The sequence below is a fragment of the Gaiella sp. genome, from assembly GCF_057140465.1.
Genome location: NZ_DBNHWK010000043.1, coordinates 1 through 13,839 on the forward strand (window position 1 = coordinate 1; position 13,839 = coordinate 13,839).

The window sequence follows — 13,839 nt, forward strand, 5'->3', positions numbered from 1 at the left end:
GTCGAACTGGCGCTCCACGCCGCCGGCACCGCCGACGACCGCCGTCGCACGCGCCGGCAGCGCGGCGACCGGGGCCGTCACGGCCTCCTGCGGCAGCACGGCGCCTCCGAGCGGCTGCTTCCCGGAGAGGAGGACACCGAGACCGCTGCGGAGCAGCACGTGCACGACGGGGCTCGTGCGCCGCGAGTCCGCGGCCGCCACCGCGAGCGCTCCCGGCACGCCACCCGGGCCCCCCAGGCTGCCGAAGCTCGGGCCGGCGGGGCCGTCGTTGCCGGACGGCGCGACGACGAGGGTGCCGAGGGCCAGCGCACCGGTGACGGCGCGCTGGAGCGGCCCGTCGGCGAACGACGCATACGGCTGCACGACGCCGACGAGGGCGATCCGCGCGGCGTCGTGGGCGTCGCCGTCCTCGTCCGGGTCGACCGCCGCCTCGAGCCCCGCCAGGACCTGGTCGGAGCGCGAGTAGACGGCGACGTCGCCGGTCGCGTCGGGTTGCCAGCCGGCGACGCGGATCGGGCGCACGAACGCCTTCGGCGCCACCCCGTGGAGACCGGCGGGGCCGTCCTCACCGACGATCAGCCCGGCGAGCTCCGTGCCGTGGCGCTCGGAGCGCCCGGGCTGCGTGGGGTTCTCGGCTGCACCCGCATCGCCACCCGGGTCGACGATGTCGATCCCGGGCAGCAGGCTGTCACGGATGTACGTGTGATCGAGGTCGACGCCCGTGTCGAGCAGGGCGATCTCGACGCCGGAGCCGTCGAGCCCGGGTACCGCGATATCGGCACGCCGCCCGCTCCCGGGGGCGAACGCATCGGTCGCGAGCACGGAGCGCGTCTCGGCCGCCGGGTAGGCGGCGCGCACCGGGTAGACGCCGACCACCTCCTTCGCGCGTCCGAGGACCGCGAGCGCACGAGCGTCGAGCGGGGCCGCGAACCCGTTGAAGAGGCGGACGTACGAGTGCTCCGGCTCGATCGGGGCGCCGCGGAACGCGAGCAGCGTGAGGATGCGCTCCTGTGCGTCGCGCGCGGCCCTCGTCCACCCCTTCATCTGCGCCTCGGTCGCCGTGCCGCCGGCGCGGCGCACACGACCGGCGAGGGACGGCGCCCTCAGCACCACGATCGAGCGGTCGCCGAGCTGCGGCGCGGGGCGGGCCCCGAGAAGGCCCTGCCACCCCTCCGCGCCTCCAGGGGCCTCGCCCGTCCGTGCGGCTGCGCCGGCGGCAAGGAGGGCGAGCGCGGCGAGCATCGCCGCGAGCGAGACGTCACGTCGCCGACGAGTACGCATCGAGCCCAAGGTAGCCGGGTGGGGGAACGGACGGGACGAAGCGCGCGGCGGAGGCGATCATCGCCGCGTTGTCGGTGCACAGGGCGAGCGGGGCGAAGACGGCGCCGGGGAGCGCCGAGCGCAGCTCCGAGTTCGCCGCGACTCCACCGACGACGGCGATGCGATCGAGCCCGGTGCGCTCGATCGCCTCCTCCGCTCGGGCGACGAGGGCATGGACGATCGCGCGCTGGTAGGAGGCCGCGAGGTCGGCTCGGCGACGGTCGAGCTCGGCCTCGTCGAGGTCACGCACGGCATAGAGGAGCGCGGTCTTGAGACCGGAGAACGAGAAGTCGAGCCCGGCCACCCGCGCCACCGGGAAGGCGTAGGCGTCGGCGTCGCCGTCGGCGGCGAGCCGGTCGATCGCCGCTCCTCCCGGATATCCCAGCCCGAGGAGGCGGGCCCCCTTGTCGAACGCCTCGCCCGCGGCGTCGTCGAGCGTCGTCCCGAGCCGCTCCACGCGATCGTGGTCGCGCACGGCGAGCACCTGCGTGTGCCCGCCGCTCGCGAGCAGGCAGGCGAACGGCGGCTCGAGCGGGTCGGGTGCGAGGAACAGCGACGCGACGTGCCCGTGGAGATGGTCGACGGGGACGAGCGGCAGCTCGCGCGCCCAGGCGAGCGCCTTGGCGAAGGACAGCCCGACGAGCAACGCGCCGACGAGCCCCGGCCCCTGCGTGACGGCGACCGTGTCGACGTCGTCGAGCGTCGCTCCCGCCTCCGCCAGCGCCTCCTCGACCACCGGTGCGACGAGCTCGAGATGCCGACGCGAGGCGACCTCGGGGACGACCCCGCCGTAGCGGGCGTGCAGCGCGGCCTGCGAGGAGACGATCGAGGAGCGGATCGCCCCGTCCCGCGTGACGAGCGCGGCGGCCGTCTCGTCACACGACGTCTCGACCGCGAGGAGGAGCGCGCCGTCGTCGGTCACCCGTGCACCGCCTCCCCGACCCGGTCGAGGTCACGCCACATGATCAGTGCGTCCTCCCGGTTGTCCGTGTAGTAGCTGCGCCGGATGCCCTTCGAGTGGAACCCGAACCGCTCGTAGAGGCGGATCGCGGCGACGTTGGAGACGCGGACCTCCAGCGTGTACCCGCGCCGGACGTCGTCGCGGGTGAGCTCGAAGAGCCGTTCGAGGAGCATCGAGGCGATCCCACGGCGACGCCAGGCCGGGTCGACGGCGAGGTTCATCACGTGCCACGCGTCGACGAAGCGCGACAGGACGAGGTACCCGACGAGCCGCCCGTGGTCGTCGACGGCCGCCAGCGACAGGGAGCTCGGCTTCGCGAGCTCGCTCGCGAACATCGAGCGCGACCACGGGGCCGGGTACGACGCCCGCTCGATCGTCTCGATCTCGTCGAGATCGGCCAGCTCGAGCTTGCGGGTGACGACGGTCACGCGGACGCCCGATCGACGTCGGGGACACGGACGTAGACGGGCTGGACGAGCTCCGCCCCGCCGAACGCGCCCGCGAGACGCGCGTGCAGGCTCGCCCGTGGGAGGTGCAGCGGGCTCTCGTCGGGAGGCACGACGGCTCCGGCGCGCTCGAGCGTGTCGCGGTAGCGGCGGGCCCCGTCGCCGACGCAGAGCGTCCCCGGCGCGACCTCGAGGGAGGCGGGATCGACGACCCGGGGGCCGGGCACGAACACCTCCCTCCGCTTCGCATCGATCACGGGCAGCGCGCCCGGCGCGCCCGCGGCGAGGGCGTCGAGCGTCGAGACGCCCGCGACGGGCGTGCCGTGGGCGAGCGCGAGCCCACGGGCGATCGCGATCCCGATCCGCGTGCTCGTGAAGCTCCCGGGGCCGATCCCGACGACGATGCCGTCGACGTGCACCGGCCCCAGTGATCGCCCCCGGAGCAGCGCGTCCACGTCCTCGAGCACGGTACGGGCCGTGGAGACGCGCTCACCGAGGACGTCACCGTCGGCGACGAGCGCGCTGGTCGCGACGTCAGTCGCCGTGTCGAACGCGAGAATCAGCACGCTCGAGTCCTTCTAGCAACGACGGGTCGTCCGTGTCGAAGCGGATGCGCCTGACGTCGCCCCCGCCGTGCTCGAGCCGGACGCGGAGGCGGGGCCGGGGCAGGGCGTCCTCGCCCGCCTCCGGCCACTCGACGAAGACGACGGCGTCGTCGAAGTACGGCTCCAGATCGCCCCACTCGGCAGCGGAGAGGCCCCGGAACCGGAAGAGGTCGAGGTGGGAGACGTCGACCGCGCCCGTGTAGCGGTGACCGATCGTGAACGTCGGGCTCGTCACCGGCCCGCCGACGCCGAGGGCGCGCGCCGCGCCCCGCACGAAGGTCGTCTTGCCCGAGCCGAGCTCCCCCGAGACGACGACGACGTCGCCGACGCGGAGGCGGCGCGCGATCACCGCCGCCACCTCCTCGGTCTCCACCGCGGACGCGGAGGTCAGCTCGACCATGCTCAGAAGAGGCCGAGCTGCAGCGGTGCCCCCGCCGTCTCGCGTGGGCCGGGCGGGATCGCGGTGTCCGGGGTGGCCGCCGGTGCGTCCTCGACCGGCCCCCGGTCTCTCCCGAGCAGGTCGGGAATGCGCGCGAAGTCGGTCTCGAGCACGCGCAACATCGACGGCGTGTACAACGCGGCCGCCGGGTGGTACAGGGGGTAGAGGAGCACCGGTGTCGTCCCCAGCACGAGCTCGAGCTCCTGGCCGTGCACCCGGGTGATCCCGTCGGGCCGGCCCGACAGGAGCTTCGTCGCGAAGTTCCCGAGCGTCGCGACGACAGCGGGCCGCACGAGCTCGATCTGCCGGAAGAGGTAGGGCTCGCAGGCGGCGATCTCGTCGGGCTGAGGGTCGCGGTTGCCCGGCGGCCGACACTTGAGCGTGTTCGTCACGTACACGTCGTCGCGGTCGAGCCCGATCCCGGCGAGGAGGCGGTCGAGCAGCTGCCCCGCCTCGCCGACGAACGGCGCCCCGTGGCGGTCCTCGTGGAACCCCGGGGCCTCGCCGACGAGCATCAGGTCGGCGTCCGGGTCGCCGGAGCCGAAGACGACCTGCGTCCTCCCCTCGGCGAGCGCACAGCGCGTACAGCCGGTGGCGTCCGACGCGGACTGCTCGAGCGACCGTGCGCGACCGTCGTCCATGAGCGAGTCAGTCTAGGCGGGCCTCCGGATCGGCCTCGTCTGACGGCCACCAGAAGCATCCGAAGGCTCGAGGGCCGGTGTGCGCGCTGACGGACGGGCCGACGCGGTAGCGGAGGACGCCCTCCACCGCGGGCGCCCCCTCGAGGAGACGGGCGAGCGCATCCGCCCCGTCGCGCGCCTCCGGGCCGGCGTGACCGACGGCGACCCCGAACGGGCCGGGGCCGGAGAGGACGAGCGCCGCCAGCCGCTCGGGCGCCGCGCGCGCGTCCACGCCCGCGTCGATCACGGTCGTCGCGCCCTCGACGACGGTGATCAGGGCGTCCCGGGCGTCGATCCGCCCGGGTGACGACGGGGCGGCGACGAAGGACGCGTTGCGGAGACGTGTCGACAGACGACGAGCCGCGGCGATCGCCGCGGTCGAGCCGCCCCGCCCGTCGAGCACCCGCCGCGCCTGGAGAGCGCAGAGGCCCACGCCGAAGCTCACCTGGCGCGTGTCCACGACGTGCACGGGCACGGGAGCGGCCTCGGCTCCGAGCCTGGCCGCGGCGACGACGCCCGACAACCGCTCGTCGAGGTGGAGGGAGATCACCTCCCGCGCACCGTCGCCCGCGAGGCGCTCGTACGCGTCTGCGAATGCGCCGGGGCCCGGGGTGGCGGTGGTCACGTCGGCCCCCGCTGCGAGCCGCGCATCGAAGGCGTCGAGGTCGACGTCGACCTCGGCGGCCGGGTCGCCGTCGACGACGACCGTCACGGGCACGACCGCGATCTGCGCACGACGGGCGCGGGTGTGCCCCAGCTGCGCGCTCGAGTCGGTGACCAGGCCGACCCGCCGGCTCACCAGTCGTCGCCGAGGTCGTCGTCGCGCCGTGCACGGAGGGCGGCTGCGAACCGGGACAGGATCACGGTGGTGGTGGCGACGTTCGCGAGCGGCAGCGCGAGCGTCGGCTCGGGCCCCCACCCGTTGGGGAGACGCTTGCGCCACCAGAGCGCACCGCCGACGACCCACGCCGACGCGGCGACGACGGTGGCGGTGAGCGCCCGGTGGCGGGGCGGCATGTACGCGGCCGCGAGCACACCGATCGTCGCGTCGATCGGAGCGTACGCCGGGAACGTCGCGAGACACTGGCCGGCGCTCGTCGCCACCCCCTTGCCGCCGCCGCGGAAACCGCTCCACACCGGGTAGCAGTGCCCGGCGACCGCGGCGACGCCGGCGAGGTGGGCGCCGTTCGCACCGGCGACGCGCCGGCCCGCGGCGCAGGCGACGGCCCCCTTCGCCACGTCCGCGGCGGCGACGGCGATCCCGTAGCCACGACCGAGCGTCTTCAGCGCGTTCATCGCCCCCGGGTTGCCGCTCCCGACCTCGCGCAGGTCGAGGCGGCCGTCGGTCGCGACGCGGGCCGCGACGTCCGACGAGGGAACGGTGCCGAGCAGGTATCCGCCCAGCCCCGCGCCGAGGAGGCGGAGCAGAGACATCGACCTATGAGATAGCGGATCGGCTCCGGCCCGTGCCGCGCCTTCGGGGCTCAGTGGCCGCAGCCGCAGGAGCCGCCGCAACAGCCGCCACCACCACCGGCGGGCCCGCTGAAGCTCGGCTTCGACGTCGCGCCGACGACGGCGAACGTCGACAGCTGCTTCAGCACGTCGGCCGCGCCGCACTCGGGGCAGGTGACGACCTGCGTCTCGCTGCGGACGAGCTCGTCGAAGTGCTGCTCGCACTCCATGCACGCGTACTCGTAGATCGGCATGGCCGTCAGTGTAATGCTCGGCGTCGTGACGGCGTGGCAGGCATCGGTCCTCGACGGTCGGCTCGTCCGGCTGGAGCCGCTTCGGCCCGATCACGGCGACGGGCTGTGGGAGGCGTCGCGCGACCCGCGCACCTGGTGCTGGCTCCCGATCGCGCAGCCCGCGACCCGGGAGAGCCTCGACAGCTGGCTCGCCGGAGCGCTCGCCGCGGCTGCCGCGGGAACGGAGATCCCGTTCGCGACGAGGCGTCGCAGCGACGGGCGGGTCGTCGGCTCGACCCGGTTCCTGGCGCTGCGGCCCGAGCATCGCAGCGTGGAGATCGGGTGGACGTGGCTCCACCCCGACGCGTGGGGCGGCGGCGTGAACGTCGAGGCGAAGCTGCTCATGCTCGACCACGCCCTCGAGCGGTGGGGCTGTCGACGGGTCGAGTTCAAGACGGACGCGGCGAACGAGCGCTCGCGGGCCGCCCTCGAGGCGCTCGGAGCCACGTTCGAGGGCATCCACCGCAAGCACATGCTCGTGCGCGGCGGCGAGAACCGCGACAGCGCCTGGTACGCGATCACGGACGACGAGTGGCCCGCCGTTCGCGGGCACCTGACACGCCGGCTCGCGGCCGCGGGGGATTGAACCCGGCCGGTCCCTCGTTATCCTGTCTGGAGCCCGGTATCCGAAGGGGAACTGGAGCACGGACAGATGATCGAGGCCATCAGGGTGATCGGCGCCCGCGGGCGCGTCGGCACGGCGGTCGCCGCGCGACTCGCCGAGCGCGGCCTGCGCCTGGACGACCCGGCCCCCGACCTCGTCCTGCTCTGCGTGCCGGATCGGGCGATCCCCGACGTCGCCCGCGAGGTGGAGCCCGGCCCCTGGGTCGCGCACGTGTCGGGCGCGACGCCGCTCGCCGCCCTCGCCCCGCACGAGCGCCGCTTCGGCGTCCATCCGCTGCAGACGTTCACGAGCCGCCGCGGGCCGGAGCAGCTCGACGGCGCGTGGGCCGCCGTCACGGCCGAGTCGATGGAGGCACGCGCCGTCGGGAGGTGGCTCGCCGAGCTGCTCGGCCTGCAGCCGTTCGACCTCGACGACGGCCGTCGCGCCCTCTACCACGCGGGCGCCGCGATCGCGTCCAACTACGTCGTGACGCTGCGCCGCGCCGGCGGGTCGCTGCTCGAGGCCGCCGGCGCACCGCCCGAGGGGCTCGATCCCCTGATGCGCCGGACGATCGACAACGACTTCGAGCTCACCGGCCCGATCGACCGGGGCGACTGGGAGACGGTCGACCGCCACCTCGCGGTGATCCGCGCCGAGCGGCCGGAGCTCGAGCCGATGTACTCGGCGCTCGCGGACCTCACGGCCTCCCAGGCCGGAAGGACGCGCCCGAGCACGAGCGCGGGTCTCCCCGGCGAGAGACGACGGCCTGCCGTCACCCGGACGATCGCGGCCGTCCGCGCCCTGCTCGCGCCTCGGCGCGCGGGGCGGGTCGCGCTCGTCCCGACGATGGGCGCGCTCCACGACGGCCACCTCGCGCTGCTCCGGGCCGCGCGCGAGGCGGCGGACACTGTCGTGATGAGCCTGTTCGTGAACCCGTCGCAGTTCGGCGACGACGCCGACCTCGCCTCCTACCCGCGCGACGAGGAGCACGACCTCGAGCAGGCCGCCGCCGTCGGCGTCGACGTCGTGTTCGCACCCACGGTCGACGAGATGTACCCGCCGGGCTTCCAGACCTGGGTCGACGTGACCGAGCTCGGCGCCGTGCTCGAGGGCGAGCACCGCCCGGGGCACTTCCGCGGCGTCGCGACGGTCTGCCTCAAGCTGTTCACGATCGTCCGACCGGACCTCGTGTTCTTCGGTCAGAAGGACGCGCAGCAGGTCGAGGTGCTGCGCCGCATGATCCACGACCTCGCGCTCGAGACCGAGCTGCACGTCGTGCCCACCGTGCGCGACGCCGACGGCCTCGCCCTCTCGTCACGGAACGCGGCACTCGATCCCGAGGAGCGACGCCGGGCCGGCGCCCTCCCCCGGGCGCTCCGGACGCTCGATCCCGGCCGCGCGCGCGCGATCCTCGACGACGCCGGCCTCGAGGTCGACTACGTGGAGGTCGCGCCGTTCGACCCGCCCGTCCTCGCCGGCGCCGTGCGCGTCGGCTCGACCCGCCTGATCGACAACGTCCCCCTGGAGGAGGCCACATGAGCACGCTCCCGGCAGCGAAGCTGCCCCTTCCCGAGCTCGCCGCGATGAAGCGCCGCGGCGAGAAGATCGTCATGGTCACCGCCTACGACATGCCCGGCGCCCGGTTCGCCGAGGACGCGGGGATCGACATGATCCTCGTCGGCGACAGCGCCGCGATGGTCGTCCTCGGCTACGAGGGGACGACGGTCCCCGTGACGATGGAGGAGATGCTGATCCTCACGCGCACCGTCGCCCGCGCCGCCTACCGGCCGGTGGTCGTCGCGGACATGCCGTTCGGCTCGTACCAGGTGAGCGACGAGGACGCCGTCCGGAGCGCGATCCGCTTCTTCAAGGAGGCCGGGGCGGACATGGTCAAGCTCGAAGGGGCCGGCCCGATGCTGTCCCGCGTGCGGGCGATCGTCGACGCCGGGATCCCGACCGTCGGCCACATCGGGCTCACGCCGCAGACGGCGACGGCGCTCGGCGGGTTCCGCACCCAGGGCAAGTCCGCGGACGCCGCCGTCGGGCTCGTCGAGGACGCGCTCGCGCTGCAGGCGGCGGGGGCGTCGCTGCTCGTGCTCGAGGCGGTTCCCGGCCCGGTCGCGCGCGAGATCACGCAGCGACTGACGATCCCCACGATCGGGATCGGCGCCGGAGCGGAGTGCGACGGGCAGGTGCTCGTCTACCACGACCTGCTCGGCCTCTCGGAGGGCCACCTCCCACGGTTCGTGAAGCGCTACGCGAACCTCTCGCGGCACATCCGGGACGCCCTCGAGGCCTATGCGGCGGAGGTGCGTGACGGCACGTTCCCCGGGCCGGAGCACGCGTACGCGATGGACGCCGAGGAGCGCGCCGCATTCGAGGTCGCGGTCTCGCGCGCGACGCCCCGCTGAGTCAGAGCAGCGTCGGCAGCACGGCGAAGGCGGCGACGAGGACGCCGGCGAGGGCGAGCGTGCCGACGACCCCTCGCCAGGGGAGCCGATAGGTGGTGCGCAGGCCGAGCACGAGGAGCGCGAACGTCCACGCGACGAAGACGAGCCCGAGGCCGACGATCACCGCCCGACCCGCCCCCTCGTCGGCGCCGCCGCTGCGGAAGAAGTCGGCCCCGTAGACGATCAGGGCGGCGGGGACGGTGACGCCCGGGGAGACGGCGAGCGGCACGGCGCTGAAGGCGAGGACGTGCCGCGCCTGGCGCGCAGGCCCCGTCACCCCGACGCCGCGCGCGCCGAGCCAGATCGCGAGCCCGATCAGGAGGTACCCGAAGGCGCCGTAGAAGAGCCCGCCGACGAAGGTGACGACGGCGAGCACGAGCCAGTCGACGGTCCAGTCGTCGAGCATCGTCCCCCACGCCGGGGTGAGGAGGATGCCGCCGATCCCCGCCAGCAGGATGATCGCGAGAACCGGCTCCTGTCGCGCGACGACGTCGTCCTCGTCGTCGTCCGCGAGCGCGGCGAAGACCGGCCGCGGTCGCCAGAGAACCTCCACGGCGCGCCGCCACCAGCGTCGCTCGGCGTCCCGCACGGCGTCGGCGCGGCTGCGCGCTTCGGCGTCGGCGGCGGCGGCCGGCTTGACGCGGGGCGGCGGCTGGGCGCTCACCCCCCGAGCGTAGCCGCGGGCGCAGGCGTTGCGCCCACGCCGCCGGTGGGCCAGAGTTCGCCCCATGGCAGACGGCGTCACCTGCTCCGCCTGCGGCACCGCGAACGAGGCCGGCCGGAAGTTCTGCGGCGAGTGCGGTGCCGGGCTCGCGCTCGCCTGCCCCGCCTGCGGGAGCGCGAACACGCCGGGGGTCAAGTTCTGCGGCGAGTGCGGCACGAGGCTCACCGCGGCCGCGCGGTCGCCAGCCGCGCCCTCCACCGCCCCCGCGCACACTGCCGAGCGCCGCCTCGTGAGCGTGCTGTTCGCCGACCTCGTCGGCTTCACGACGCTCGCCGAGGGCCGCGACGCCGAGGACACCCGCGAGCTGCTCTCGCGCTACTTCGACACCGCCCGCGCCGTGATCGAGCGCTACGGCGGCACCGTGGAGAAGTTCATCGGCGACGCCGTGATGGCCGTCTGGGGCACCCCGGTCGCGCAGGAGGACGACGCCGAGCGCGCCGTCCGCGCCGCCCTCGACCTCGTCGACGCCGTCGCCGGTCTCGCCGCCGACGTCGGCGCCCCCGGGTTGCAGGCCCGCGCGGGGGTGCTCACCGGCGAGGCGGCGGTGACGCTCGGGGCCGAGGGGCAGGGGATGGTGGCCGGCGACCTCGTGAACACGGCCGCGCGCATCCAGGCCGCCGCCGACCCCGGAAGCGCACTCGTCGGCGAGCCGACGAAGCGCGCGACGGAGGCGGCGGTCGTCTACGAGGACGCCGGCCTGCACGACCTCAAGGGCAAGGCCGAGTCCGCGCAGCTCTGGCGCGCGACCCGCGTCGTGAGCGGACGTCGCGGAGAGGGCCGATCGTCGGGGCTCGAGGCACCGTTCGTCGGCCGCGACCGCGAGTTCCGGCTCGTCAGGGAGCACTTCCATGCGTCCGCCGCCGACCGGCGGGCGACGCTCGTCTCCGTGATCGGCGTCGCCGGGATCGGCAAGTCACGGCTCGCCTGGGAGTTCGAGAAGCACGTCGACGGGCTCGCCGACGACGTGTGGTGGCACCGTGGCCGCTGCCTCGCCTACGGCGACGGCGTCGCCTACTGGGCGCTCGCCGAGATGGTGCGCGGCCGCGCCGGGATCCTCGAGGACGAGGACGAGTCGAGCGCACTCGCCAAGCTGCGGGCCTGCGTGGCCGAGCACGTCCCCGACGCCGAGGAGCGCGAGTGGATCGAGCCGCGGCTGCAGCACCTGCTCGGGCTCGTCGAGCGGACCAGCTCCGACCGCAACGACCTGTTCTCGGCCTGGCGCGTGTTCTTCGAGCGCCTCGCCGACGACGGCGCGACGGTGCTCGTGTTCGAGGACCTGCACTGGGCCGACAGCGGGCTCGTGGAGTTCGTGGAGCACCTCCTCGAGTGGTCGCGCTCCTACCCGATCTTCGTGCTCGCCCTCTCCCGCCCCGAGATCGCCGAACGACACCCCGGCTTCGGCTCGCACGTGCGCAGCGCGACGACGCTGATGCTCGACCCGCTCTCGGACGAGGCGATGTACGAGCTGCTCACCGGGCTCGTCCCGGGGCTCCCCGCCGAGACGCGCGAGGCGATCAGGGAGCGCGCCGACGGGATCCCGCTGTACGCGGTCGAGACCGTGCGCATGCTGCTCGACCGCGGGCTGCTCGAGCGCGCGGGCGACACGTACGCGATCACCGGCTCGCTCGACGAGCTCGCAGTGCCCGAGACGCTGCACGCGCTGATCGCCGCGCGGCTCGACGGCCTCGACGAGGGCGAGCGCCGGCTGCTCGAGCACGCGTCGGTGCTCGGCAAGACGTTCAACGTCCGCGGGCTCGCGGCGCTCGGCGGTGCCGACGAGGGGGACGTCCAGCGCCTCCTCGACGGGCTCGTGCGCAAGGAGGTGCTGTCGCTCGACACCGACCCGCGCTCGCCCGAGCGCGGCCAGTACGGCTTCCTGCAGGCGCTCGTGCAGCGCGTCGCCTACGAGACGCTCGCCCGCCGCGACCGGCGCGCCCTCCACCTGGCGGCCGCCGCGTACCTCGCCGAGGAGGCCGGCATCGACCCCGACGAGATCGCGGAGGTGATCGCGACGCACTACCGCGACGCGTCCGACGCCGATCCCGAGGCGGCCGACGCCGCCGAGGTGCGCACGAAGGCGATCGCATGGCTCCGCCGGGCCGGGGAGCGCTCGGCGTCCCTCGCCTCGCCCGAGGACGCACGACGGGCCTTCGACCAGGCTGTTGCGCTCACGGATGACCCGCGCGAGCAGGCCGCGCTTCTGGAGCGTGCAGGGATGCTGGCCCACGACGCGGCCGAGATCGACGTCGCGATCGAGCGCCTCGGCGCGGCCCGGTCGCTGTACGACGGAGAGGGCCTCTCCCGCGACGCCGCGCGCACGGCGGCCTGGCTGAGCGTTGCCCACTGGAATCGTGGTCAGATCGACGAAGCGGTGGCACTCGTCGAGCCGGCATTCGCCGTGCTCGCGGCCGACGAGCCGAACGCCGACCTCGCCATGCTCGCGGCGGAGTCGGCGCGCATCTACCACTTCCGAGGCGACCGGGAGCTTGCGCTCGAGCGGGTGGAGTTCGCGCTCGACATCGCCGAGGCGCAGGAGCTCCCCGAGGTGCTCTCCCATGCGCTGAACACGAAGGCGCTCGTCCTCAAGGGCAGGCGGCACGAGAGCATCGCCCTGCTCCGCGAGGCACTCGCCATTGCGCTGGAGCACGACCTCCTCACTGCCGCTCTCCGCGCGTACAACAATCTCATCGTCCATCTCAACATCGCGGACAAGCAGGACGAGGTGCGACGGATCGAGGCGGAGGCCCAGGAGCTCGCCCGTGCGCGCGGTCACCGCCAGTTCTTCATCGCCTTCGCCGGCTCGCACAGCTTTTCACTGCTCGCGACGGGCGAGTGGGACGAGGCGTTCGCGTCCGCAGAGGAATGGCTACCCGTCGAGCCGACGGCGCAGTCGGGGCAGGCTGTGTCGACGCTCTGGATGGCCCAAGCGGCGCTCGAGCGCGGGGCGGATGCCGATGCGCGTCGACTGTTCGACCTCGTCGCCGACGTGGAAGACACGACCGACCAGCAGCTGATGATGTCGAAGCGCTTCAAGGCCTTGCTCCTCGCCATCGCCGACGATCGGGTGGACGACGTTCGCTCGCTCGCCGACGAGATGGTCGCTCCGCTCCTGGAGTACGGCTACACGGACGCTGCCGCCGCCACGGCAGGTCTCGCGCTCGACGTGCTCCAGGACGCCGGCGACCCTGCTCACCTCCTGCCGCTGGTCGACCTCATCGACACGGTCCCGACGATGATGCAGACCCGCGGGACGCGGATCGAGACGGCACGCGTGCGGGGAGTCGCGGCATCGTGTGCCGGCGAGCACGAGCGCGCCTGCGATCACTTCGCGGAGGGCCTCTCGGCGGCCCGCAACCTCGGCGACCTCCCGCCCCTCGCACGCGTGCTCACCGACTACGGCCGGGCGCTCGTCCGCGCCGGACGGACCGACGACGCCGAGCCGCTGCTCGCCGAGGCGCGTGCGCTGTGGGAGCACATGGGCGCCGTCGTCCGGCTGGAACGGATCGACGCCGCGCTGCCGGCCGCCGCGGCCGGCTCCTGATCAGGCGGCCGCCACGGCCGCGGGCGCGGCGAGCACGTGCCGCAGGAACCGCCCCGTGTAGCTCTCCTCGACGGCGGCCACCTGCTCGGGGGTGCCGGCGGCGATCAGCTCACCGCCCTCCTCCCCGCCCTCGGGCCCGAGGTCGATCACCCAGTCCGCCTGCTTGATCACGTCGAGGTTGTGCTCGATGACGACGACGGTGTTGCCCGCATCGACGAGCCGATGAAGCACCTCGAGGAGCTTCTCGATATCCGCGAAGTGCAACCCCGTCGTCGGCTCGTCGAGGATGTACATGGTCCGCCCGGTTGCGACCTTCGCCAGCTC

At 74.2% G+C, this 13,839-nt stretch carries 14 protein-coding genes and 1 pseudogene; 4 read left to right on the plus strand and 11 right to left on the minus strand.

The window, feature by feature from the left end; all coding sequences use genetic code 11:
• The 9 genes from AC162C_RS06375 to AC162C_RS06415 form a co-directional block, all read right to left on the minus strand.
• Positions 1-1,281: S8 family serine peptidase (locus tag AC162C_RS06375; RefSeq protein ID WP_484096829.1), on the minus strand; the 1,281-nt coding region annotated here is incomplete at its 3' end.
• The gene (tsaD, locus tag AC162C_RS06380) at positions 1,259-2,242 is read right to left on the minus strand and encodes a tRNA (adenosine(37)-N6)-threonylcarbamoyltransferase complex transferase subunit TsaD (RefSeq protein ID WP_462974177.1); all 984 of its coding nucleotides are present in this window, start codon (positions 2,240-2,242) and stop codon (positions 1,259-1,261) included. The genes AC162C_RS06375 and tsaD, both read right to left, overlap by 23 nt.
• A complete protein-coding gene (rimI, locus tag AC162C_RS06385) occupies positions 2,239-2,709 on the minus strand; it encodes a ribosomal protein S18-alanine N-acetyltransferase (RefSeq protein ID WP_484096830.1) in 471 nt (156 codons plus the stop codon). The genes tsaD and rimI overlap by 4 nt, the downstream gene beginning before the upstream one ends.
• Positions 2,706-3,293: a tRNA (adenosine(37)-N6)-threonylcarbamoyltransferase complex dimerization subunit type 1 TsaB gene (gene tsaB, locus AC162C_RS06390; RefSeq protein WP_484096831.1), complete on the minus strand. Its 588-nt coding sequence runs from the start codon at positions 3,291-3,293 to the stop codon at positions 2,706-2,708. The genes rimI and tsaB overlap by 4 nt, the downstream gene beginning before the upstream one ends.
• A complete protein-coding gene (gene tsaE, locus AC162C_RS06395) occupies positions 3,262-3,732 on the minus strand; it encodes a tRNA (adenosine(37)-N6)-threonylcarbamoyltransferase complex ATPase subunit type 1 TsaE (protein WP_484096832.1) in 471 nt (156 codons plus the stop codon). Before tsaE ends, tsaB begins: the two co-directional genes overlap by 32 nt.
• Before the next feature lie 2 nt (positions 3,733-3,734).
• Positions 3,735-4,412: a uracil-DNA glycosylase gene (locus AC162C_RS06400; protein WP_484096833.1), complete on the minus strand. Its 678-nt coding sequence runs from the start codon at positions 4,410-4,412 to the stop codon at positions 3,735-3,737.
• Between the two features lie 7 nt (positions 4,413-4,419).
• Positions 4,420-5,250 (minus strand): DegV family protein, encoded by an 831-nt coding sequence (locus AC162C_RS06405; RefSeq protein ID WP_484096834.1) that lies wholly within the window; start codon positions 5,248-5,250, stop codon positions 4,420-4,422.
• Positions 5,247-5,885, minus strand: coding sequence for a glycerol-3-phosphate acyltransferase (locus AC162C_RS06410; RefSeq protein WP_484096835.1), 639 nt, complete (start codon positions 5,883-5,885; stop codon positions 5,247-5,249). Before AC162C_RS06410 ends, AC162C_RS06405 begins: the two co-directional genes overlap by 4 nt.
• 50 nt (positions 5,886-5,935) lie before the next feature.
• Positions 5,936-6,157, minus strand: coding sequence for an FmdB family zinc ribbon protein (locus AC162C_RS06415; RefSeq protein WP_484096836.1), 222 nt, complete (start codon positions 6,155-6,157; stop codon positions 5,936-5,938).
• Here AC162C_RS06415 and AC162C_RS06420 point away from each other — a divergent pair.
• From AC162C_RS06420 to panB, 3 genes are all read left to right on the plus strand, one after another.
• A complete protein-coding gene (locus tag AC162C_RS06420; RefSeq protein ID WP_484096837.1) occupies positions 6,156-6,782 on the plus strand; it encodes a GNAT family N-acetyltransferase in 627 nt (208 codons plus the stop codon). The two genes, AC162C_RS06415 and AC162C_RS06420, sit on opposite strands and share 2 nt — an antisense overlap.
• A gap of 66 nt (positions 6,783-6,848) precedes the next feature.
• Entirely contained in the window at positions 6,849-8,339 is a 1,491-nt protein-coding gene (gene panC, locus AC162C_RS06425; RefSeq protein WP_484096838.1) for a pantoate--beta-alanine ligase, read from the plus strand.
• Positions 8,336-9,211, plus strand: a complete 876-nt coding sequence (gene panB / locus AC162C_RS06430; protein WP_484096839.1) for a 3-methyl-2-oxobutanoate hydroxymethyltransferase — start codon at positions 8,336-8,338, stop codon at positions 9,209-9,211. The genes panC and panB overlap by 4 nt, the downstream gene beginning before the upstream one ends.
• A gap of 1 nt (position 9,212) precedes the next feature.
• Here the strand turns inward: panB and AC162C_RS06435 are convergent, their stop codons facing one another.
• Entirely contained in the window at positions 9,213-9,914 is a 702-nt protein-coding gene (locus tag AC162C_RS06435) for a YIP1 family protein (protein ID WP_484096840.1), read from the minus strand.
• A gap of 64 nt (positions 9,915-9,978) precedes the next feature.
• On the opposite strand from AC162C_RS06435, the gene AC162C_RS06440 reads away from it, so the two are divergent.
• On the plus strand, positions 9,979-13,515 hold the full coding sequence (locus AC162C_RS06440) for an AAA family ATPase (protein WP_484096841.1): 3,537 nt from the start codon (positions 9,979-9,981) through the stop codon (positions 13,513-13,515).
• Here the strand turns inward: AC162C_RS06440 and AC162C_RS06445 are convergent.
• Positions 13,516-13,839, minus strand: a pseudogene (locus tag AC162C_RS06445) (excinuclease ABC subunit UvrA); the annotation flags it as partial.